This is a genomic window from Ancylobacter sonchi (genome assembly GCF_018390695.1).
Lineage (GTDB): Bacteria > Pseudomonadota > Alphaproteobacteria > Rhizobiales > Xanthobacteraceae > Ancylobacter > Ancylobacter sonchi.
In genome coordinates this window covers 285,560-307,934 of record NZ_JAHBGF010000046.1, presented here as the reverse complement: position 1 = coordinate 307,934, position 22,375 = coordinate 285,560, and the positions used below count along the sequence as shown (strand labels likewise).

The window sequence follows — 22,375 nt, the reverse complement described above, 5'->3', positions numbered from 1 at the left end:
CCGCGATGATGCCGATCACATCGCATCGAACGCTCCCGTGCGTTTGGCGAGCGTCAGGAACAGCGCCATGACGAGGATCGGCACCAGCGAGAAGGCGGCGGCGAGCGGGATGTTCCCCGCCGTGCCCTGCAGCGTGTACACCGCCTGCCCCAGCACCAGCGCCGAGGTGCCGATGATCTGCGGCACGATGTAGTCGCCGAGCGTCAGCGAGAAGGTGAACACCGCTCCGGCCACCACGCCGGGCATGGCGAGCGGCAGGATCACGCTTCGGAACGTAGTGCCCGGCCCGGCCCCGAGATCGCCCGCCGCCTCGATCAGGCTCGCCGGCACCCGCTCCAGCGCCGCCTGCACCGGCAGGATCATGAAGGGCAGCCAGAGATAGGTGAAGGTCAGCACCATGCCGGTGTAGGAGACCGACAGCGACGGCCCGCCCACCAGCGGCAGCGCCAGCCACGCGTCGAGCGCGCCATCGAGCCCCAGCCGGCCGGCGAACCAGGAGATCGCCCCCTCCTTGGCCAGCAGCAGCTTCCAGCCATAGACCTTGACGAGGTAGCTCGACCACAGCGGCATCATCACCGCGAGATAGAACGCCGCCTTCGCGCGGGGACCCGCATAACGCGCAGCGTAGTAGGCGATCGGGAAGGCGATCAGCGCGCAGAGCAGCGTCACCGCCGCCGCGACGCCCACCGTACGCATGACAATGTCGAAATTAGCCGGGCGGAACAGCTCGATCAGCGTCGCCGTGGTCGGCTCGCGCACGATGGTGCCGGAGAACTCGTCGATGGAGAAGATCGACTGTCCGAGGAACACGAACAGGCTGCCGAGATAGACGAGGCCGAGCCATAGCAGCGGCGGCGCGAGCAATAGCAGCACGATGAGCTGCCCACGCCGCAGCAGCGCGTCGGAGAGGCGGCGGAGAACGCCCTCGCGCGGCGCCGGCAGGTCGAGGGTGGCAAGGCTCATCGCTCGCCCTCCATCGGCACCAGAGCCGCCAGCGGAATGGCGAGGCGCACGGTCTCGCCCGGTGCGGGCGCGAGCCGGGCGGCCGGCACGGCGGCGGTCAGCGCCGTCCCGGCGGCGGTGCGCACCGCAAGGCGGCGTACCGCTCCCTGATAGGACACGTCGACGACGTGCGCCTCGACCACTGCCGCTCCCGCCGGCGCCGCCCCGTCGGCAGGAAGCAGCACCAGCTTTTCCGGCCGCAGGCTGCATAGGCGGGCGGGCGCGCCGAGGGACGAGGCCGTATCCGGCTCGATTACATTGGCCGCGCCGACGAAAGCGGCGACGAAGCGGGTGGCCGGCCGCTCATACACCTCTTCCGGCGGGCCGACCTGCACGATGCGCCCCTCGTTGAACACCGCCACCCGGTCGGCCATGGAGAGCGCCTCGCCCTGGTCGTGGGTGACGAAGACGAAGCTGAGGCCGAGTGCGCGCTGGAGGCCCTTGAGCTCGACCTGCATCTCCTCGCGCAGCTTGAGATCGAGCGCGCCGAGCGGCTCGTCGAGCAGTAATACCTTGGGGCGCACCACGAGGGCGCGGGCCAGCGCGACCCGCTGGCGCTGGCCACCGGACAATTGCGCCGGCCGGCGCGCCTCCAGCCCGGCGAGCTTCACCAGTGCCAGCGCCTCGCGCGCCAGCTTCTCGCGTTCGGCACGCGCGACGCCGCGCACCTTCAGCCCGTAGGCGACGTTCTCGCCCACGGACAGATGCGGGAACAGCGCATAGTCCTGGAACACCGTGTTCACCGGCCGGCGGTAGGGCGGCAGGCCCTCCACCGTCTCGCCGAAGATCTCGATATGGCCGGCATCGGGCTGCTCGAAACCGGCGATGAGCCGCAGGCAGGTGGTCTTGCCCGAGCCCGACGGGCCGAGCATGGCGAAGAACTCGCCCGGCGCTATGGCGAGATCGACGCCGTCCACCGCCTTCACGCTCCCGAAATGCCGCGCCACGCCGGCGAAACGGACGGCGGGGATGACGGATGAGGTGGCGGGAGCGTGCATCGATATCTCAAAGGGTTGGGCGGCAGGCGGCCGCCGCGCATCAGCCCGGATGGCGCGCGCCATCGATGGCGCGGCGGTTCAAGCCGGCGGTTCCGATCCACAAAAGAAGGCGCCCGGCGCTACGCCGGGCGCGGAAGCGGGCACTCAGCGTCCGCCGAGCACGGCGATGTAGTCCGACACCCAGCGGTAGTAGGGCACGCAGCCCTCGGCCTGGGTCGCGCACTTGGCGACCGGCGTGCGCCAGAAGTGGGTCTTCTCGAAATCGCCGGCGCCGTTGGTGGCGCACCCCTCGGCGCCGAGCAACTCGTTGCCCTTACAGGCGGCCGGCACCGCCGGCACCGAGCCGAACCAGGCGGCGAGGTCGCCCTGCACCTTCGGCGAGATCGAGTGCTCCATCCACATATAGGCGCAGTTCGGATGGGCGGCGTCGACATGCATCATGGTGGTGTCGGCCCAGCCGGTCGCGCCCTCCGCCGGGATGGTCGAGGCGATCGGCTTCTTCTGGCTTACCAGCAGGTTGACCTGGAACGGCCAGGAGGAGGAGGCGACCACGCCCTCATTGGTGAAGTCGTCGACCTGGATCATGGCGTCGTGCCAGTAGCGCTGCACGATCTTGCGCTGCGCGCGCAAGAGATCGAGCGCCGCCTTGTACTGCGCCTCGGTCAGCTCGTAGGGGTCCTTGATGCCGAGCTCGGGCTTGTGCGCCATCAGGTAGAGCGCGGCGTCGGCGATGTAGATCGGTCCGTCAAAGGCCTGGATGCGGCCCTTATTGGACTTGCCGTCCGGCAGGGTCTGCTCCTCGAAGACCACGCTCCAGCTCTTCGGCGCCTCGCCCTTGAAGGTTTCCGTGTTGTACATCAACACGTTGGAGCCCCACTGATAGGGCACGCCATAATGCACGCCGTTGACCGTGTGCCAGGGCGCGTCCTGCAGTCGGGAGTCGACGCTGCCCCAGCTCGGGATCAGCTTGGTATTGACCGGCGCGACCTTCTTGCCGGCGATCAGCCGCAGCGAGGCGTCGCCGGAGGCGGTGACGAGGTCGAAGCCGCCCTCGTTCATCAGCGCCACCATCTCGTCGGAGGTACCGGCGGTCTTCACATTGACCTTGCAGCCGGTCTTCTTCTCGAAATCGGTGACCCAGTCATAGGCCTTGTCGGTGTCGCCGCGCTCGATATAGCCGGCCCAGGCGACGATATCGACCTGGCCCTCGCCCTTGCCGATCTCTTTTAGTTCAGCAGCTGCAAGGGGTTGGGTGGCAAGGGCGGCGCAGGCGACGAGCGCCGGCAGATGCAGGAGACGAGTGTGCGTGCGCATGCGGGTTCCCTCTGTTCTGCGGGCTTGCGAGCCCTTTGGAGGAAGTGTGCCGCTGCGTCGGGTGGCTCGCCACACCAAAGAAAAGAACGCAGGCATCGGAAAAACCGATGAGTGATCCGGCGGCATTTTCCTCCGGACGGCGGGTCAGGCGATGGCGCCGCCATGGCGGATGCGCGCCGGCTGGCGGGTGCCGGCGACGGAGAGGAAGCCGGCGGCGGCGGGCGAGAGCGGCGAGCCCCGCCGCCAGGCGGTGGCGACCTCGATGGCCGGCAGTTCCTCGGCGAGCTGGCGCGCCTCGATCTTGTCGCCCTCCAGCGACCAGGGGCGGTAGGTGAGGTCCGGCAGCACCGCGACGCCGGCTCCGGTCGCCACCAGCGAGCGAACCGCCTCCACCGAGCGGGTGCGGAAGGCGACCGGCGGGCGGATACCGAGCCGGCGCCAGACGATCTCCGAGGCCTCGGCGATTTCATCAATGGTCAGAAGCACATGCGGCTCCTCGGCGAGATCGCGCAGGCTGACCTTTTCTTCCGCCAGTGCGGGATGGCCGAGCGGCATCCACACCCGATAGGGCGAGACCTGCACCGGCTCGGTCTGCAGGGCGGCGGAACGCCTTCCGGGCGGCAGCACCATCACCGCCACATCGAGTTCGCCGCCAACCAAGAGGTGCTCGAGATAGTCGCCGGCATCCTCCACCGCCTCCACCGCCACGCCGGGAAAGGCACGGCGGAAGCGGGCGAGAAGGTCGGAGAACACATAGCCGGCAACCAGCGGCGTCACCCCGAGCGACAGCCGGCCTTCCAGCGCCGCCCCCTCCGAGCCGGACAGCGCGCGGCGGGCATCGGCGACGTCGCCGAGGATTTTCCGCGCATGGCGCAGAAAATGATGGCCCTTGAGGGTGAGATCGGCGCCGCGGGCGTGGCGTTCCAGCAGCTTAAAGCCGAGATCCAGTTCCAGCTCCCGCAAGGCCTCGGTCACCGTCGACTGCGAGATGGAGAGGATGTGCGCGGCGGAGGATACCGAGCCGTTCTCGGCGACGGCGACGAAATATTGCAGCTGGCGCAGCGAGAATGCCATCGGAAATCCCGATATGACGGACAATAGCCGATGGTAACATCGCCTGCCGATGGCTGGATAGGGCGATGAAGGCGGGCCTCAGCGAGGACGGCGCCGTGTGCAGTGAGGTGGACGATGAGACCGATACGGGCCGATCAGGCCGACCGGGCGATCAGGCCGGCACGTAGGTGAGCCGGATCGCGTCCTCGCCGACCGGCTCGCTCGCCACGAAGCGGAGTGGCGGTCGCGGACCGGTGAAATAGGGCTTGCCGTCGCCGAGCACGAAGGGGCGGAAATAGAGGCGATACTCGTCGATCAGCCCCATCCGGGTAAGGCTCCCCGCGAGCTCTGGTCCGGCGACGTCGATCTCGCCGTCACGCTCCGCCTTCAGCCGCCGTACGAACGCCTCCAGTTCGCCGTCGATCAGCGTGGCATTGGGGCCGACCGTCTTCAGCGAGCGGGATGCGACCCATTTCGGCTGTGCCCGCCATGCGGCGGCATAGTCCCGCTGGATCGGGCCCCAATCCGGACGATCCTCCTCCCAGTAGCGCATCAGCTCGTAGATGCGCCGGCCATAGAGGCATCCGGCGAGGCCCCGGACGTGGTCGTTGAAATGACGGTGCAGCGCGTCCCCCGGCCCCGGCATTTCCAGACTACCCGACGGCCCGTCGACATAGCCGTCGAGCGACTGCATCATCCCGAAAACCAGCTTCGCCATGCACAGCTCCATCACCGGCGGTCAGACGTGCCCGGGCGGGGGCTCCCTCACCGCGCCAGCAGGCTCTTCAACTCGAAGCTCTCGTCGCCGGCCTGCTCCGGGGTAAGGGTAGGCGCGCCGACGAGCAGGCGACGGCCGAGCATATGGTCGGCGGGGCGGTTGACGCTCTCGATCGCCACCAGCCGCCCCTCGCGAAAGCGGAACACCGAGAAGCGCCGCGAGGCCGGGTCGCCGCGCGGCACCTCGGCGTCACCGGGCCGGGCGAGGCCGACCATCTGAAGCTTCAGATCGGCCTGGTCGCTCCAGAACCACGGCACGGCGTCGTAGTCATGCACGCGGCCGGTGAGCCGGGCGGCGACGCAGCGCCCGTGATCGGCGGCGTTCTGCACCGATTCCAGCCGGACCCGCATACTGTCGGCATGGCGGCTCGGATAGGCGGCGACATCGCCGATGGCGGAGATTTCCGGGTCGCCGGCGAGCAGCCGGGCATCGACGGCGATGCCGTTGTCGATGGCGAGGCCAGCGGCGGCGGCCAGTTCGACATTCGGCACCACGCCGATGCCGATCATCACCAGATCGGCGGCGATCCGCTCGCCCTCGACGGTTTCCACCGCCACCACGCGGCCGCCCTCGCCGACCAGCCGGGCAACGCCGGCGCCGAGGGTCAGCACGGTGCCCATGGCGCGGTGCTCATGGGCGAAGAAATCCGACATCGCGGCGCCGACGGCGCGGCCGAGCACCCGCGCGGTGGCCTCGATGACCGTCACCTCGTGGCCGAGCTTGCGGGCCACCGCGGCGAATTCCAGCCCGATGAAGCCGGCGCCGATCACCACCACCTTGCCGGCCGCCGGCAGCGCCGCCTTGACGGCGTCGGCATCGGCGAGGCTGCGCAGGTAGAACACACCGTCGAGCTCCGCCCCCGGCACCGGCAGCACCCGGTTGCGGGCGCCGGTGGCGAAGACCAGATGGCCATAGGGCAGCTTGCCGCCGTCTTCCAGCGTCACCCGCCGGGCGGCGCGGTCCACCGCCACCACCCGGCCATGGGCGAGGCCGATGCGGTGATCGGCGAAGAAGGTGGCGGGGCGCAATTCGAGATGATCGACGCCGACATCGCCCTTGAGATAGGCCTTGGAGAGCGGCGGGCGCTGATAGGGCAGGCCCGGCTCGTCGCCGACCAGGGTGATCGGCTCCTCATAGCCGGCCTCGCGCAGGCTGGCGGCCAGCTGGAACGCCGCCTGCCCGGCGCCGATGACGACGACGCTCATCGATTGGTCTCCCCTTCGGCGACCAGCCGGTCGCGCTCGGCATAGATCGCCTCCGAAGCGAGGCGGATGAATTCCGCGTCCGGCAATCCCGGCGGCAGCGGCGGCAGATAGCTGACGGTGACGGCGCCGGGCCTCAGCGTGAAGCTGCGGCCCTTCCAGAACAGCCCGGCATCGTGGGCGACCGGCACCGCCGGCAGGCCGAGCGCCTTGTAGAGCAGCGCCACGCCGCGCTGGAACTCGGCGCGCTCATGCGGGCCGCGCCGCGTGCCCTCCGGGAAGATCAGCAGGCTGCGGCCGGCCGCCACCGCCTCCCGACCCTCGCGCAGCATCTTCTTCAGCGAGGAGGCGCCGCCGGCGCGGTCGATGGCGATCATCGGCGAATGCTTGAGGAACCAGCCGAACACCGGAATCCGGTACAGCTCTTCCTTCAGCACGATGGCGACATCCGGCACCAGCACGGCGAAGGCGATGGTCTCCCAGGCCGACTGGTGGTTGGCGACGTAGAGCGCCGGTCCGGCCGGGCGGTTGCCGCTTCCGATCTCGCGATAGCCGAGCCCGCCGACGCCGCGCAGAATGGCGAGCACGCCGCGCGCCCAGAAGCGGGAGAAGGTGCGCACCCGCTCCGGGCGCTTGATCAGCGCCAGCACCGGCGCGGCGGGCGCGAGGAGCAGCGTCCACAGGACGAGCAGCGGCAGGAACAGGATCGACATGCGGCTTCCGGCGGCGGGAACGTGACGGTCGCCGGTGCTAGTAGCAGAAGCCGGGCCGGCGGGCGACAGGCTGGGCCGGGCGTTGGTGCATTGGGCGTGGAGGGTGGCGGGGGGTGTCCCGCCCCCGAGCGGCAGACGACGGAACTCCATCAGACCAAGCCGACGACGAGCCCGACGTTCTTTTCCCTCTCCCCAGTGGGGAGAGGTGGCCCGCGCAGCGGATCGGTGAGGGGGACGACATCGGGAAGCGAAAAAAGGCCCCTCACCCCAGCCCTCTCCGCCGATATCGAATTTCATCCGATATCGCCTCGCCGGATGCCGAATTCGGTGCGGAGAGAGGAGGAAGGAGCCGCATTGTGGTCGACGCCCGCTGGTTCAGTGCCATGCCACCCCGATCGAGGAGCCGTGCCCGCCCCTACCCCTCGATCAGCGCGAAGCGGCCGACGTCGAACACGCCGCGGTCGCTGATCTTGAGATGCGGGATCACCAAGAGCGGCAGGAACGCCACCTGAAGGAACGGCTCGGGCAGCACGACGCCGAGCGCCTTGGCCGCCGCGCGCAGCCCGACCAGCGCGGCGCGCACATCCTCGAAGGAACGGTCGGACATCAGGCCTGCCACCGGCAAGGCGAGTTCGGCGGTGACAACGCCGCCCTCGGCGACCGCGAAGCCGCCACGCAGCTCGATGAGGCGGTTCACCGCCACCGCCATGTCGGCATCGTCGACGCCGACGACGCAGATATTATGGCTGTCATGGCCGACCGAGGAGGCGATGGCGCCGCGCTTCATGCCGAAGCCGTGCACGAAGCCGCGCCCGACATTGCCGGAGCGGCCGTGGCGCTCGACGACGGCGACCTTCACCGCGTCCTGATCGAGATCGACCTGCTTGGCGCCGCCCTCGATGGGCAGCTCCATGGTCAGGTCCTCGGTGATGATGCGGCCGGGCACCACGCCGATGACGCGGGTGGCGGTGCGGTTGGCGAGCACGCGGAAGGTATCAGCCTGCGTCCGCCCGGCCTTGACCGAATCGAGGCCTACCGGGGCGACGAACCCGCGCGTGGCGAACAGCTCGCGCGTCACCGGCCGGCCGGCGGAGATCACCTGCCGCACCGAGCATTGCGCGAGGTCGTCCACCAGCACGATGTCGGCGCGCCGGCCCGGCGCGATCAGGCCGCGATCGGTGAGCCCGAAGGCATTGGCGGCCGACAGGCTGGCGACCCGGTAGACATGATGCAGCGGCGCGCCATGCGCGATGGCGGTGCGGATCATGTAGTCGAGATGGCCTTCCTCGGCGATGTCGAGCGGGTTGCGGTCGTCGGTGCAGAAGGCGAGATAGGCGGAGGTGTCGGCGTCGATCAGCGGGATCAGCGCGTGCAGGTCCTTCGACACCGAGCCCTCGCGGATGAGGACGTTCATGCCCTTCATCAGCTTCTCGCGGCCCTCCTCCAGCGAGGTCGCCTCGTGCTCGGTACGGATGCCGGCCGAGATGTAGCCGTTGAGGTCACGGCCGGAGAGCAGCGGCGCGTGGCCGTCGATGTGGCCGCCAGAGAAGGCGGCGAGCTTGTCGAGGCAGCCCTCGTCCTTGAACAGCACGCCGGGGAAATTCATGAACTCGGCGAGGCCGATGCCGGACGGATCGCCGCGCAGCGCTATGAGGTCGGCGGCGGAGAGCTCGGCGCCGGCGGTCTCGAAGGCGGTGGCCGGCACGCAGGAGGACAGCTGCACCCGCAGGTCCATGATGGTGTGGCGGGCGCATTGCTGGAAATAGCGGATGCCCTCGGCGCCCAGCACGTTGGCGATCTCGTGCGGGTCGCAGATCGCCGTGGTCACGCCGTGCGGCAGCACGCAGCGGTCGAATTCCAGCGGAGTGACCAGCGAGGATTCGACGTGCAGGTGGGTGTCGATGAAGCCCGGCACGGCAAAGAGGCCGCGCCCGTCGATCTCGGCGACGCCCTCGTAATTGCCGTAGGTGCCGACGATGCGGTCGCCGCTGATGGCGATGTCGGTCTCGGTGATCGCGCCGGTGATGACGTCGAGCAACCGGACGTTCTGGATGACGAGATCCGCCCGTGCCACCCCGCGGCCCTGGTCGATGAAACGGGCGAGGGCCTCGCGGTCGGCACGGGTCATGGTCGCGTCTCCGTCAGGGTTCAGGCGCTGGCCGCATTCAGCCGTTCGATGTCGCCCGCCGTCAACTTCAGCTCGGCGGCGGCGAGGAGGTCGCCGAGTTGCTCGGGCTTCGAGGCGCTGGCGATGGCCGAGGTGACCGAGGGCCGCGCCATCACCCAGGCGAGCGCCACCCGGGTCGGGTTGGCGCCATGCGCGGCAGCGACCTCGTCGAGGGCGGCGAGAATGCCGAGGCCGCGCGGATTGAGGTATTTGCGGACGTTCTCGCCGCCGCGCACGCTCTTGCCGGCATCCTCGGCCGAGCGGTACTTGCCGGTGAGGAAGCCCGCCGCGAGCGAGAAATAGGTGATGACGCCGAGACCGTTGGCGCGGGCCACCGGCTCGATGTCGCCCTCATAGGCGGCGCGCTCGCACAGATTATATTCCGGCTGGATGGTCTCGTAGCGCGGCAGGTGCTCGCGGGTGCTGACGGCGAGCGCATCGAACAGGCGCTGGCCGGTGAGGTTCGAGGCGCCGATGAGCCGGACCTTGCCGGCCTTGACCAGCGCGTCATAGGCGTGGAGCACCTCCTCGAAGGGGGTCTCGGCATCGTCCCAATGCGACTGATAGAGATCGATATGGTCGGTCTGCAGCCGCTGCAGCGAGGCTTCCACCGCTTCAGTGATGTACTCGGCCTTCAGGCAGACCTTGCCGCGCCCCATGTCGGAGCCGACCTTGGTGGCGAGCACGATCTTGTCGCGGTTGCCGCGCGCCTTCAGCCATTTGCCGATGATGATCTCGGACTCGCCGCCGACATGGCCGGGCGCCCAGCGGGAATAGACGTCGGCGGTATCGATGAAGTTGAAACCGGCGGCGACGAGCTCGTCGAGCAGGCGGAAGCTCGTCGCCTCGTCGGCGGTCCAGCCGAACACATTGCCACCGAAGCACAGCGGCGGAACGAGGATGTCGGAGCGACCGAGACGGCGAAGTTCCATGGGGCGTTCTCCTGCAGGCACGGCAATGGCGGCCATGCGATGAAGATGCGTCGGTGACGATTCGACGGCGAGGATTCGGGCGAAATGTTGCCGGAGTTTAGCCGGGACGCGCCGAAGGGCGAACCACCCGCCGATTGTTCTTTCGGGTGGCCGGCGGGAGGGGGGACTCAGGCCGGCTGCGCCAGCGCGGTGCGCCCGCGCCGGTACAGCGCCAGCGTCGAGACGAGGCCGACCAGGCCGGCGAACGCCATCCAGTAGCCGGGTGCCGCCTTGTCCTGCGTCACCTCGATCAGCCATGTCGAGATGGCGAGCGAGGAGCCGCCCAGCGTGGTGGCGAGGCTGTAGGCGAGCGAGAAGCCGGAGGTGCGCACGCTCGACGGCACCACCTCGGTGAGCGCCACCACCATGGCGCCGTTATAGCCGGCATAGATGAAGGACAGCCACAATTCGACGCCCAGCATGCGCTCGAAGGTGATGCCCGACACCAGCCAGGCCAGCGCCGGATAGGCGGTGAGCACCGCCAGTACGGTGAATCCGACCAGGATCGGCTTGCGGCCGATGCGGTCCGACAGCGCGCCGAACACCGGCAGCCAGATGAAGTTCGACGCGCCGACGGCGATGGTGACCAAAAGCGCGTCGGTCTCCGACAGCTTCAGCACCGTCTTGCCGAAGGACGGGGTGTAGACGGTGATCAGGTAGAAGGAGACCGTGGTCATCACCACCATGCCGACGCCGCCCAGCACCACCGGCCAGGCGGCGGCGAGCGTGCGGAAGATCTCCGCCGTGGTCGGGCGGTGGGTGCGGGCGGCGAACGCCTTCGTCTCCGGCAGCGAGCGGCGGATGACGAAGATGAACGGCACGATCAGGCAGCCGATGAAGAACGGGATGCGCCAGCCCCAGCCGGCGACGTCGGCCGGCGACAGGAGCTTGTTGATCGCGAAGCCGAGCAGCGCCGCGACGATGACGGCAACCTGCTGGCTGCCCGACTGCCAGCTGACATAGAAGCCCTTATTGCCCGGCGTCGCCATCTCCGACAGGTAGACCGACACGCCGCCGAGCTCGACGCCGGCGGAGAAGCCCTGAAGCAGCCGCCCGGCCAGCACCAGCAGCGGCGCGAGGAGGCCGATGCTGGCATAGCCCGGCACGAAGGCGATGAGCACGGTGCCGGACGCCATGATGGAAAGCGTGAGCAGCAGCCCCTGCCGCCGGCCCATGCGGTCGATATAGGGCCCGAGCACCAAAGCGCCGATGGGCCGCATGACGAAGCCGGCGGCGAATGAGAGGAAAGTCGCCATCAGCGAGACGAATTCGTTCTCGTTGGGGAAGAAGGTATGAGCGATATGCGTCGCGTAGATGCCGAACAGGAAGAAGTCGAACATCTCCAGGAAATTGCCGCTGGTGACGCGCAGAATATTCTTGATCGTCTCGCCGCGCGTATTGCTCATATCGCTCCCCTCGGAACCGGCCGTCGGCACGCGAATATTACGCAAGGTCAGCAAGTTGCGACGTCATGCCCGGCGATCCCGCTGTGATAATTTAGCCGCCGGCAGAAAGCCAGTGCGGGCACAACCGCCTTTGGACCAATGACCGGGACGGGTGCGGGATCCGGCGAAGGCCGGCCTCAGAGCAGGATCGTGTCCACCGGCTGCGGCAGGGGCGGCAGGTCGGTCTCGCCGAGCGCCTCGCGCAGGTTGAGCTCGATGGTGCAGGCGATGGCAGCGATCGGCACCGCGTTGGGGCGGGTGCCGAACGGCTCCTCCATCTCGTCGCTCAACGCGTCGAGGCCGAAAAAGGTGTAGGCGACGAGACCCGTGACCAGCGGCGTGCCCCAGCCGAGCACATCGGCAAACGAGAACGGCAGCAGGAGGCAGAACAGATAGGCGGTGCGGTGCAGGAGCAGCGTGTAGCCAAACGGCACTGGCGTGTTGCGCAGACGCTCGCACGCGGTAGCCGCGTGGTTGATCTCGCTAAGGCCTGAATCGAGCAGCGAGAACTCGACATCGGACAGAAGTCCCGCAAGGCGGGCCTCGGCGAGGCCGGCGCCGGCCTCGCGGAGCTGCGCGTCGAGTGGAAAACGACACGCCGCGTCGGCGGCGGGGGCGGGACCACGCAGATGTGCCGCCAGCGCCCCGGTGAAGACGATCAGCCGGCGCAGCAGGGCCCGACGCATCGCGCTGCCGACCTCGCCCCTCCCCTCCAGGATGAGGGTGCGCCGGACGAGATCGCGCGTGGCGATGAGGATCGCGCCCCATTGCCGGCGCGCCTCCCACCAGCGGTCGTAGCAGGCGCTGTTGCGGAAGCCGAGGAACACCGAGAAGGCGATGCCGATCAGTGCGAACGGCATGCCGTCGAGCGCCGGCACCGTGCCGGGAAACAGCGCGTGCCCCTCTACGATGGCGGCCGACAGCAAGGTGACAAAGGCGAGCTGCGGCCAGATGCGCTGAAGCACCGTGCCACGCCAGGTGAGGAAAAGCTCCAGAAGGCTGGGGCGGTCGCGGACGATCATGCCAGTGTCAGACCTGCGGCGCGACGCCAAGTGTCGCGGTCGGCCGGAACCTAGCGCCATCCCGGAGCCGATGAAATCAGCCGATTTGAGAGGGCATCCGCCTATCCGGATCGCGACACCTTCCCTGAATTCGCCATCTTCACGGGCAGCGCCCCGAGGGCGTCAGGATCAGAATACCTCTTCCTCGGCGCCGCCGACCTCGATCAGCTCGACCTGATCGCGGGCGCAGACCTCGCGCAGCAGCGGCGAGGAGACGGCGTCGGTGACGAAGGTGTCGATCTCGCTCATCGCGCCGATGCGCACCGGCGCCGAGCGCTCCAGCTTGGAACGGTCGGCGACCAGGATCACCTGCCGGGCATTGTCGATGATGGCGCGGGCAACCTGCACCTCGCGATAGTCGAAATCGAGGAGCGTGCCGTCCTCCTCGATGGCGGAAGCGCCGATCACCGCGTAGTCGACGCGGAACTGGCGGACGAAATCCACCGCCGAGGAGCCGATCACCGCGCCGTCGGCATGGCGCACCGGGCCGCCCGCCATGATCAGCTCGATGGTCGGGTGGCGGTAGAGCTCGGTGGCGACGTTGAGGTTGTTGGTGATCACCAGCAAATCCTCGTGACTGCCGAGCGCGCGGGCCACCTCCTCGGTGGTGGTGCCGATGTTGATGAACAGCGAGGCGCGGTTCGGCACGATGCTGGCCGCCGCCTCGGCGATGGCGCGCTTGGCGCCCTGCGCCATCACCCGGCGCGCCTCATAGGCAAGGTTCTCCACCCCCGAGGCCACCACCGCGCCGCCATGCACGCGCGACATCAGCCGGCGTATGCACAAATCGTTGAGGTCCTTGCGGATGGTCTGCGGCGACACGTCGAAGCGGCCCGACAGATCCTCGACGCTGACCCGGCCCTGGGCGCGGGCGAGCATCAATATGTCCTGCTGGCGGGAGGAGATGGCGTTCATTTTCTTTAGCCCCGCGTCGTCGTCCCGCTCGCCGCCGGCGCGGCGGAAGCGCCTGGCGAGGATTCGCGGCAATCCTGCACCATCGGGCAGGCGGATCGCAAACAAACCCTTAGCTGCGCTGCAACATCCGCTCCGGATCGGCCAGCGCGGCGAGGCGCGCCTCCAACGCCAGCAGGTCGGCCTTGCCGCTCGACAGGCGCGGCCAGTCGTCGAGCGCGAGAAAGCGGCGCGGCAGCTTGGCGGCCGGCAGCAGCGCCCGGCAATGCGCCCGGAGCCGGGCAGGATCGCCCGCCCCCGGCCCGCGCAGCACCGCCACCAGTTCGACGCCGCGCAGCGGATCGGGCAGGCCGAACACCGCCGCCTCGAGGATGCCCGGCGCGCTCACGAGCACCGCCTCGATCTCCTCCGGGTAGACGTTGAGGCCAGAGGTGACCAGCATGCGCTTCTCGCGCCCGGCCAGCGTGAGGCACCCGGCCTCATCGAGCCGGCCGTGATCGCCGATGGTGAGGAAGCCGCCGGCGCGGCGGGTCTCCTCGCCGCCACCGCAGGCATAGTCGTCGAACAGCATGGTGCTCGCCACCCAGATGGTGCCGGTGGCGCCGGGCGGCAGGTCGCGGCCCTGCGCATCGCGGATGGCGAGGGCGACGCCCGGCGCGGCGGTGCCGACCGAACCCTCCGGCACCTCTTCGCCCGGCCGGACCAGGGTGACGAAGCTCATCTCCGAGGCGCCGTAGAATTCGGCGATGCCGGCATGGGGAAACGCCGCCGCCACCGCCGCGCGGGTGTGCGGGCGCCATTTGGCGCCGCTGATCAGGATCAGCCGCACGCTGGGCAGGTCGACGCCCTCCTCGGCGGCGGCGCGCGCCAGCATCTGCAGCTGCGTCGGCGTCGCGTAAAGCGCGGTGACGCGGTGGCGGGCGATCAGCTCCAGCGCCCGCTGCGGGTGGAACAGGCGCAGCATCACCGCCGTGGCGCCGATGTGCAGCGCATGCACCACGCCATAGAGGTGCAGTGAGGCGGACAGCGCGCCCGGCGCCAGGATCACGTCGTCGCCGGTGAGGCCGAACGCCGTCTCGCTGACCGCGAAACTGTCTATCCATGAGCGGTGCCCGCGCCGGTAGCCCTTGGGCAGGCCGGTCGAGCCGGAGGTGAAGCCGACATAGAAGGCGTCTTCAGGGTGCGGGGCCGGCGGCGGCTCGACGGCACCGGGCGCCGGCTCCGCCTCGTCGGCCAGCGTCAGCGCCGGGTCGAGCGCGGCGTCGACGGCGGCGCGGTAGCCGGCCGGCCAGGCGGGATCGTAGACCAGCGCCTGCCGGCCGCTCACCACGCAGGCGAAGAAGCCGGCGACCAGCGCCGGGCTGTTGCCGATGGCCAGCGCGATGCCTGCCCCCGGCGGACTGCGCCGGGCGAGATCGGCGGCGCGGCGCGCCACCGTCGCGACGAAGGCGGCGCGGCTGAGCTCCTCGTCGCCGCAGATCAGCGCCGGCCGCTCCGGCGCCTGTCGCGCCAGTTCCGCCAGCCGGTCGCCGATGGTGCGGTTCAACGGGTGGGGGCCCGCGAGAGCAGCGCCTCCGGCATGCCGCGCGCCACGGTCTGGGCGACCAGCGCGGTGAGCACCGCCTTAAGGGTGTCGCCGGGGATGAAGATCAGGCAGGCCTTGGCGGCGTCGATCAGCGACAGATTGGTCTTCAGCGCCATGCCGGCGATGCCGAAGGCATAGAGCACGACGATGCCGCCGACCACCGAGGCGATCAGCGCCGAGGCGAACACCGCCTGCCGGCGCAGCAGGCTCATCAGCCAGCCAGCGACGAAAGCGGCCGCCACCCAGCCGAAGATGAAGCCGGCCGAGGGGGTGAAGAACACCCCGAGGCCGCCGCGCCCGCCGGCGAGGATCGGCGCGCCCAGCGCCACGACGAACAGCACCAGCAGCATGGCGAGCGCGCCGCGCTTCGCCCCCAGCATCACGCCGGCCAGCATCGCGCCCATGCTCTGGGCGGTGATCGGCACGCCGCCGGCGATCGGCAGGTCGAATTTAGGCATCAGGCCCAGCACCGCGAAGATCGCGGCATAGAGAGCGATCTGCACGAGCGCGCGATCCTTCATCGGCTTCTTCCTCCATTCATCGGCGGGTTGTTCATCGGCGCTTGCCTCTCGGCGCGCCGCCGCGGGCGGTGAGCGCCTCGGCGGTGTGATGCGACAGTCTCAGGGTCTGAATACAGAACGGCGCGAGCAGGCGCCAGCCGCCACGCTTGCCGGTGCGGGCGCGCCAGCTCTCGTTCAGCGCCTCCCACAGCGCGAACAGCAGCGGCACGAAGCGCAGCATCATCGCCACCATGAGCGCCAGCGCGCGGGGCGACAGGCCGAAAATGGCGAGTGGACGCAGGATCGGCTCGACCGCATCCATCATGTCGTCCATGCGGGTGGTCATGGTCACGGCATTGGCGAGCAACACCATCGCCAGAAGCCGCAGCACCATGGCGATGCCGGCCTCGAGGCTGCCGGTCCACCAGTGCAGGCCGAGGAGGATGACGAGCAGCGGCAGCATCGGGCGCAACAGCGCCACCTGCCGCAGCGCCGCCCGGCCGAGGCTGACATAGAGGACGAGCACCGCCGCGAGCAGGCCGGCCATCAGCGGCACGCTGTCGAACGGCGTGACCAGCAGGCTGATGAGCGCCAGCGCGATCAGCTTCCATCCGGCGGGCACGGCATGCGCCCAGCTGCGCTCGGCGAGATAGAGCGAGATCACTGCGCGGCGCCGGCCAACGCCGCCTCCGAATGGGTCGCCGCGTCGGAGCGCACGGCGTCGGCGGCGGCCGCTTCGGCGAAGGCGCGATAGGCGGGCACCACCGCATCCGGCGGGCCGTCCATGCGAACCCGCCCCTCGTGCAGCCAGACCAGCCGGTCGTAGCCGGCGAAGGCGTCGAGCTCGTGCGCGACGAGGATCACCTGCTGCGGCAGGCCGGCGATCATCGCCTCCAGCCGGCGGCGCGTGGTCAGGTCGAGGCTGGAGAACGGCTCGTCGAGGATCAACACCGCCGGCCGCATCACCAGCACGGCGATGATGCACAGGAGCTGCTTCTCGCCCTCGGAAAGCGCATGCACCGGCCGCTCCGCCCAGTGCTCGCGCCGGTAGCGGGCCAGCACCGCCTTCGCCTCCTCGCGCGCCTGCCGGCGCGGCAGGCCGGCCTGTTCGAGGCTGAAGCCGATCTCCTCGGCCACCGTCGGGAAGATGATCTGGTGGTCGGGGTTCTGGAAGATGAAGCCGACCTTGCGCGGCAGCTCGGCGGTGTGCTCGCGCGTGTCGAGGCCGTGCACCTCAACCCGCCCCTCGTCGGGCAGCAGCAGGCCGTTGAGCAGGCGGGCCAGCGAGCTCTTGCCGGAGCCGTTGGCGCCGATCAGCCCGATGCGCCGCTCGGCCAGCGTGAGCGTGACGCCGTCCAGCACCCGCCGGCCGCCGCGGGCCAGAGTGACGGCGTCGAAACGGATGGCGGGGCCCGGCCCCGGCCTCGTCACGCCGTCCGAACCGGACCGGACAAGCTCGTCCGCGCCGCCCTCGACCAGAGACGCGGCCCCCCGGACCAGATCCGGGGATGCCAGTTCGCCGGACGGCAGGCGGCCCATCGCGGTCACAGCATTTCCAGCGAGCGCTTGCGGCTCGGCGGCGGGAAGGCGGCGTCGAGCTTCGCGATATCCTCGGCGTCGAGCGTGATGTCGCGGGCGCCGGCATTCTCGCGCATATGCTCAGGATGCGAGGCCTTGGGGATGACGATGTTGCCGGGGTGGCGCAGCGCCCAGGCCAGCGCCACCTGGAACGGCTTCGCGCCGTGCTTGGCCGCGATTTCCGCCAGCGCGCCGCCGGTCTTGATCCGCCCCTGCTCGATCGGGCTGTAGGCCATCAGCGGCATCTCGTGCTGCTGCAGCCAGGGGATGAGGTCCCATTCCGGCCCGCGGCGGGTGAGGTTGTAGAGCACCTGATTGGTGACGCAGCCCTCGCCGCCGGGGGTCTCGTAGAGCTCGTTCATGTCGTCGGTGTCGAAGTTCGACACGCCCCAGTGGCGGATCTTGCCCTGGCTCTTCAGGTGCTCGAAGCCGATGATCGTCTCGGCCAGCGGCACGCCGCCGCGCCAGTGCAGCAGATAGAGGTCCAGCCGGTCGGTCTTCAGCCGCTTGAGGCTGCGCTCGCAGGCGGCGATGACGCCAGCGCGGCTGGCATTGTGCGGATAGACCTTGGAGACGAGGAACACCTTGTCGCGCAGCCCGGCCAGCGCCTCGCCGAGGAAGCTCTCGCAGGCGCCCTCGCCATACATTTCGGCGGTATCCACCAGCTTCAGGCCGAGTTCGACGCCGAGGCGGACCGATTCGGCCTCCTCCTTCCGGGCGTTCGCGCGCTCGCCCATCATCCAGGTGCCGATGCCGAGCGCGGGAACCTTCTCGCCGTCGGGAAGCTGAACCGTCTTCATCACGAGTTTCCTCACCTTTTGCGTCCCGACCGGCATGCCATCGCCGCCGCCGGGGCGCAAGCGTGCTATTCATGAAGCCCTGATCCTCCCCGCACGGAGCCCCATGGCCAGTTCGTCCCAGACCCTCGCCCCACCGCCCGCCGCCGAGCAGGACAACGAGCTCGGCATCGAGCTGAGCGCGGTGATTCTCGCGGTGACCGGCGACGACCCCAAGGTGCTCGCCATCCGCCATGGCGGGGAGCGCGAGGGAGAGGGACGACAGCCGGATGCGCGCGAGGCGCTGCCCTCCGGCCCGCTGGAGCGCGGCCACCGCACGCTGGAGATCGGCCTGCGCTCCTGGGTCGAGCGGCAAACGCTGCAACATCTCGGCTATGTCGAGCAGCTCTACACCTTCGGCGACCGGGCGCGCGGCGAGGACGGCCGGCGCTCGTTGTCGCTCGCCTATCTCGCCTTGGTACGCGAGGCCCGCCCGGCCGGCGACGCCGATGCCCGCTGGCAGAGCTGGTACCGCTATTTCCCCTGGGAGGACTGGCGCGACGGGCGACCGGCGGTGCTCGACACGCTGCTGCACGGCCTCCGCGCCTGGGCGGCGGCGGCCGAGCAGCGGCTCGCCGACATCCGCGCCGACCGCATCACCCTGTGCTTCGGCGGCCCGCAGGGGGCGGGCTGGAACGAGGAGCGGGTGCTGGAGCGCTACGAGCTGCTCTACGAGGCCGGGCTGGTACCGGAGGCGCTGCGCGAACGCGACCCGGATCGCGGCCCGCCGCCCGTCGCCCCGCCCGCCGCCGGCATCGAGATGACGGCCGACCATCGGCGCATGCTGGCGCTCGCCATCGCCCGGCTGCGCGGCAAGATCAAATACCGCCCGGTGGTGTTCGAGCTGATGCCGCCGAGCTTCACCCTGCTGCAACTGCAGCGCACGGTGGAGGCGCTGTCCGGGGTGCGGCTGCACAAGGGCAATTTCCGCCGGCTGATCGAGCAGCAGCGTCTCGTCGAGGAGACCGGCGAGGCCACCGCCGAGACCGGCGGCAGGCCGGCCCGCCTGGTGCGCTTCCGCCGCGAGGTGCTGCTGGAGCGCCCGGCCCCCGGCGTGCGCCTGCCGAGCGGCGGCCGGCGCTAGCTCCCCCAGCCGGGCAGGCGCTCCTCTCTCCCTGACGGAGAGGGTCGGGACGCGGGAATCGCCGGGCCGCCCTATTCCCGCCCGTCGATCCATTTCGACAGGACGGTGCGCGGCGCCACCTCGAAGCCGAGATGCTCGTAGAAGGTGACCACCTGCGTGTTGGTCTCGCGCACCAGAAGCTGCACCTTGACCACGCCCCGCGCGGCGAGCCAGCGCTCGCCGGCCTCCACCATGCGCCGGCCGATGCCCTCGCCCTGCCGGGAGGGCGCGGCGGCAACGTAGTAGAGCCAGCCGCGATGGCCGTCATGGCCGACCATGACGCTGCCGACGAGCGCGCCGTCGGCGGCCCGCGCCACCAGCACGTCGGAGGCGGCGCCGGCGCGGGCGAAGCGGAAATCCGTCGCCGGGTCGTTATAGGGCACGGTGAGCCCGCAGGCGCGCCACAGCGCCACCACCTCGGTCTCGTCCTCCGGCCGCGCCGGCGCGACGGCGAGGCTGACGGTTGCGGTCATGCGCCCCTCCCGCTCACCGGCCGCCCAGCCGGCGCCAGCGCCGCTTCCACCACGCGCGGAACCCCATCTTGCCCAGCCGCCCCTGCACCTCGTCGAGGCGCTGCGCCAGACCGGCCTGCGCCTGCCCGTGCGCCTGCTCCTGCCGCTGTTGCGCCTGCACCAGCCTATCCTGCCCGTCCGCCAGCCGCTCCACCAGCGAAACCAGGGCGTCGAGGCGGGCGGCAGTCGCGGCCTGCGCCTGCGCGAGTTCGTGCAGCGCCGCCATCGCCGGGCCCCCGGCGGCGACGGTGCCGGCCAGCGCCGCCTGGCCGTCGGCGAGCAGCTGCAGGCGGTCCAGCGTTGCTGGCGACGCTGCCGCCGCCGCCGCCGCGATGGCGTCGAGCCGGTTCAGCATGAGGTCGCGATTGTCGCCGAGGACGCGCAGCAGCGTCATGATCGGGCCGGCCGCGTCGGGATCGGCATTGAGCTGCGCCCGCAGCAGCGCGTTGCGGTAGAGCACGTTGTAGCGTGCGTGCAGCGACCGGCCGGCCTCGACCGAATTGCCGTAGGAGCCGGTGGCATCGGGCCGCAGGTGGTAATAGGCCAGCGGCTGGTCGATGGTGCCGATGTCGCCGACGGCGAAGACCCGCAGATTGTAGTCCCAGTCGCCGATCACCGGCAGCGTGTCGTTGTAGAAGCCGATCTGCCGCACCACCGACATGCGGATAAGGAAGGCGATGGGCGAGAAGAGGTTGCGCGACAGCAGCTGGGCGCCGTCCAGGGTGGGCTGCCAGTCGTTCCATTGCTCGCGGCGCAGCTCGACCACCCGGTCCGGCTCCAGCCGCTCATAGACGCAGATCATGCGGGTCAGCACGGCGGCGTAGCGGCGGTTCTCCTCGCTCCGCAGGAAACCGACGGTCTCCTTCAGGAAATCCGGGTGCCAGGCGTCGTCGTCGTCATGCACCACCACGAAGTCGCAGGCGGCGGCGTCGTGGGTTTCCGCCTGCGCCAGCGCCAGCGCCCGGTTCGAGGCCGCCTCCATGCCGAGGCTGACCGGGTTGTGGATGACGGTCAGCCGCCCGGCGAAGGCCTCGCGATGCGGCGCCACCGTCGCCTCGACCGCCTCGACGTCGCCGCCATCATTGACGACGTAGAGGTGCCAGTCGGCATGGCTCTGGCCGAGCACGCTGGCCAGCGCCCTCCCGAGCAGCAGGTTGCGGTTGCGGGTGCGAGTGACGACCGCCACCCGTCCACCGGCCGGCGGCGCCGACATCCAGTCGCTCTGCGAAGGAAAAGGCGGCGTGAAGCCTGGCATGCGAGATCCCCCGGTCGCTTCCCGTCCCTGTTCCTAGAGCCCGCAGCGCCCCGGTCAAGTCAAGCCCGCGCCAACGTTTTGCCCCGTCCCGGCTGCCCGTGCCGGCCCGGCCGGGACGAAACGCCGCGACGATAGGGAAGTTGCATGAGGCGATGCGTGACGAACTGTTGACAGCGACTTATACTCAGTCCTAGCATAAGCCAGCTTAGGAATGGACGCCGGGCCTTTGGCCCGGTTCTTCTTGACCCTAATTATACTCAATTCGAGCATAAGGGAGGTCGCGATGCTCGACGCCGCCATCGCCGCCCATGAGGACGCCGCCACCGCCACTTCCGCTCTGCTGCGCCGCGACGGCGCGGACGCCGGTGCAAGCCTGCCGCTGCCGCATCTCTATGCGCGGGTCTCCCGCCACATCACCCCGGCGGAATGGCCGCTCTATGCCCGCGAGGTCGAGGCGATCGAGCGGCTGAAGCGCGAGCGCAACGCGGTGATCCTCGGCCACAACTACCAGGCGCCGGAGATCTTCAACACGGTGGCCGACATCGTCGGGGATTCGCTGGCGCTGGCGCGCGAGGCGGTGACGGTGGAGGCCGACGTCATCGTCATGGCCGGCGTGCATTTCATGGCCGAGACGGCGAAGCTCTTAAACCCGTCCAAGACCGTGCTGATGCCGGACATGGGCGCCGGCTGCTCGCTGGCCGACAGCATCACCGCCGCCGATATCCGGCTGCTGCGCCAGCATTATCCCGGCGTGCCGGTGGTCACCTATGTCAACACCTCGGCCGAGGTGAAGGCCGAGAGCGACTATTGCTGCACCTCCGGCAACGCCGTGAAGGTGGTGCGCCATGTGGCCAAGGAATGGGGCGTGAACCGCATTCTCATGCTGCCGGACGAGTATCTCGCCCGCAACGTGCAGAAGCAGGTGCCGGAGATCGAGCTGATCGCCTGGAAGGGTCATTGCGAGGTGCATGAACGCTTCACCCCGCAGGACATTCGCGACCTGCGCGAGAACCATCCCGGCGTGGTGGTGCTGGCGCATCCCGAATGCCCGCCCGAGGTGGTCGCGGAGGCCGACTATGCCGGCTCCACCGCCGACATGGCGAACTATGTCGACCGCGAGAAGCCGCGCCGCGTGGTGCTGATCACCGAATGCTCGATGGCCGACAATGTTGCGGTGGGCCACCCGGACATCGAATTCGTGCGGCCGTGCAATTTGTGCCCGCATATGCGCCGCATCACCCTGCCGAACATCCGCCGGGCGCTCGAGACCATGCAGGGCGCCGTCGAGATCGACCCGGCGCTGGCGGAGCGCGCCCGCGCCGCCGTCGAACGCATGATCGCCATCCGCTAGCCGCCCCTCGGGACGATCT

The 22,375-nt window shown here is 69.8% G+C and carries 21 protein-coding genes; 2 read left to right on the top strand and 19 right to left on the bottom strand.

The window, feature by feature from the left end:
- Positions 1 to 15: 15 nt before the first annotated feature.
- From KHC28_RS25605 to KHC28_RS25525, 17 genes are all read right to left on the bottom strand, one after another.
- A complete protein-coding gene (locus KHC28_RS25605) occupies positions 16 to 963 on the bottom strand; it encodes an ABC transporter permease (protein ID WP_214011201.1) in 948 nt (315 codons plus the stop codon).
- Positions 960 to 2,000: an ABC transporter ATP-binding protein gene (locus KHC28_RS25600; protein WP_214011200.1), complete on the bottom strand. Its 1,041-nt coding sequence runs from the start codon at positions 1,998 to 2,000 to the stop codon at positions 960 to 962. Before KHC28_RS25600 ends, KHC28_RS25605 begins: the two co-directional genes overlap by 4 nt.
- A gap of 144 nt (positions 2,001 to 2,144) precedes the next feature.
- Positions 2,145 to 3,314, bottom strand: coding sequence for an ABC transporter substrate-binding protein (locus tag KHC28_RS25595; protein ID WP_214011199.1), 1,170 nt, complete (start codon positions 3,312 to 3,314; stop codon positions 2,145 to 2,147).
- Between the two features lie 144 nt (positions 3,315 to 3,458).
- Positions 3,459 to 4,388 carry a LysR family transcriptional regulator gene (locus tag KHC28_RS25590; protein ID WP_214011198.1) on the bottom strand — a complete coding sequence of 310 codons (930 nt, stop codon included), beginning with the start codon at positions 4,386 to 4,388 and terminating at the stop codon, positions 3,459 to 3,461.
- Between the two features lie 151 nt (positions 4,389 to 4,539).
- The gene (locus tag KHC28_RS25585; protein WP_214011197.1) at positions 4,540 to 5,085 is read right to left on the bottom strand and encodes a dihydrofolate reductase family protein; all 546 of its coding nucleotides are present in this window, start codon (positions 5,083 to 5,085) and stop codon (positions 4,540 to 4,542) included.
- 47 nt (positions 5,086 to 5,132) lie between these two features.
- On the bottom strand, positions 5,133 to 6,350 hold the full coding sequence (locus tag KHC28_RS25580) for an NAD(P)/FAD-dependent oxidoreductase (RefSeq protein WP_214011196.1): 1,218 nt from the start codon (positions 6,348 to 6,350) through the stop codon (positions 5,133 to 5,135).
- Positions 6,347 to 7,060 (bottom strand): lysophospholipid acyltransferase family protein, encoded by a 714-nt coding sequence (locus tag KHC28_RS25575; RefSeq protein ID WP_214011195.1) that lies wholly within the window; start codon positions 7,058 to 7,060, stop codon positions 6,347 to 6,349. The genes KHC28_RS25580 and KHC28_RS25575 overlap by 4 nt, the downstream gene beginning before the upstream one ends.
- Positions 7,061 to 7,475: 415 nt before the next feature.
- Positions 7,476 to 9,188 carry an adenine deaminase gene (gene ade / locus KHC28_RS25570; RefSeq protein WP_214011194.1) on the bottom strand — a complete coding sequence of 571 codons (1,713 nt, stop codon included), beginning with the start codon at positions 9,186 to 9,188 and terminating at the stop codon, positions 7,476 to 7,478.
- Between the two features lie 20 nt (positions 9,189 to 9,208).
- Positions 9,209 to 10,159 carry an aldo/keto reductase gene (locus KHC28_RS25565; RefSeq protein WP_214011193.1) on the bottom strand — a complete coding sequence of 317 codons (951 nt, stop codon included), beginning with the start codon at positions 10,157 to 10,159 and terminating at the stop codon, positions 9,209 to 9,211.
- A gap of 167 nt (positions 10,160 to 10,326) precedes the next feature.
- Complete coding sequence (locus tag KHC28_RS25560; RefSeq protein ID WP_214011192.1) at positions 10,327 to 11,604, bottom strand: MFS transporter; 1,278 nt, start codon at positions 11,602 to 11,604, stop codon at positions 10,327 to 10,329.
- A 176-nt stretch (positions 11,605 to 11,780) separates the two neighbouring features.
- Positions 11,781 to 12,665: a bestrophin family protein gene (locus tag KHC28_RS25555; protein ID WP_214011191.1), complete on the bottom strand. Its 885-nt coding sequence runs from the start codon at positions 12,663 to 12,665 to the stop codon at positions 11,781 to 11,783.
- Positions 12,666 to 12,833: 168 nt separating this feature from the next.
- On the bottom strand, positions 12,834 to 13,619 hold the full coding sequence (locus KHC28_RS25550) for a DeoR/GlpR family DNA-binding transcription regulator (protein WP_214011190.1): 786 nt from the start codon (positions 13,617 to 13,619) through the stop codon (positions 12,834 to 12,836).
- Between the two features lie 109 nt (positions 13,620 to 13,728).
- Positions 13,729 to 15,162, bottom strand: coding sequence for a class I adenylate-forming enzyme family protein (locus tag KHC28_RS25545; RefSeq protein ID WP_214011189.1), 1,434 nt, complete (start codon positions 15,160 to 15,162; stop codon positions 13,729 to 13,731).
- Positions 15,159 to 15,722 (bottom strand): biotin transporter BioY, encoded by a 564-nt coding sequence (locus tag KHC28_RS25540; RefSeq protein ID WP_214011188.1) that lies wholly within the window; start codon positions 15,720 to 15,722, stop codon positions 15,159 to 15,161. Before KHC28_RS25540 ends, KHC28_RS25545 begins: the two co-directional genes overlap by 4 nt.
- A gap of 31 nt (positions 15,723 to 15,753) precedes the next feature.
- A complete protein-coding gene (locus KHC28_RS25535; protein WP_214011187.1) occupies positions 15,754 to 16,365 on the bottom strand; it encodes an energy-coupling factor transporter transmembrane component T family protein in 612 nt (203 codons plus the stop codon).
- Positions 16,362 to 17,240: an energy-coupling factor ABC transporter ATP-binding protein gene (locus KHC28_RS25530; RefSeq protein ID WP_214011500.1), complete on the bottom strand. Its 879-nt coding sequence runs from the start codon at positions 17,238 to 17,240 to the stop codon at positions 16,362 to 16,364. Before KHC28_RS25530 ends, KHC28_RS25535 begins: the two co-directional genes overlap by 4 nt.
- Positions 17,241 to 17,245: 5 nt before the next feature.
- On the bottom strand, positions 17,246 to 18,079 hold the full coding sequence (locus KHC28_RS25525; protein WP_214011186.1) for an aldo/keto reductase: 834 nt from the start codon (positions 18,077 to 18,079) through the stop codon (positions 17,246 to 17,248).
- A gap of 103 nt (positions 18,080 to 18,182) precedes the next feature.
- Here KHC28_RS25525 and KHC28_RS25520 point away from each other — a divergent pair, with 103 nt between their 5' ends.
- Positions 18,183 to 19,199 carry an NUDIX hydrolase gene (locus tag KHC28_RS25520; protein ID WP_214011185.1) on the top strand — a complete coding sequence of 339 codons (1,017 nt, stop codon included), beginning with the start codon at positions 18,183 to 18,185 and terminating at the stop codon, positions 19,197 to 19,199.
- A 71-nt stretch (positions 19,200 to 19,270) separates the two neighbouring features.
- Here KHC28_RS25520 and KHC28_RS25515 read toward each other — a convergent pair whose 3' ends face one another.
- Both KHC28_RS25515 and KHC28_RS25510 read right to left on the bottom strand, forming a co-directional pair.
- Positions 19,271 to 19,711, bottom strand: coding sequence for a GNAT family acetyltransferase (locus KHC28_RS25515; protein WP_214011184.1), 441 nt, complete (start codon positions 19,709 to 19,711; stop codon positions 19,271 to 19,273).
- 13 nt (positions 19,712 to 19,724) lie between these two features.
- Positions 19,725 to 21,005 (bottom strand): glycosyltransferase, encoded by a 1,281-nt coding sequence (locus KHC28_RS25510; protein ID WP_214011183.1) that lies wholly within the window; start codon positions 21,003 to 21,005, stop codon positions 19,725 to 19,727.
- Between the two features lie 283 nt (positions 21,006 to 21,288).
- On the opposite strand from KHC28_RS25510, the gene nadA reads away from it, so the two are divergent.
- Positions 21,289 to 22,356, top strand: a complete 1,068-nt coding sequence (gene nadA, locus KHC28_RS25505; protein WP_214011182.1) for a quinolinate synthase NadA — start codon at positions 21,289 to 21,291, stop codon at positions 22,354 to 22,356.
- Positions 22,357 to 22,375 lie beyond the last annotated feature (19 nt).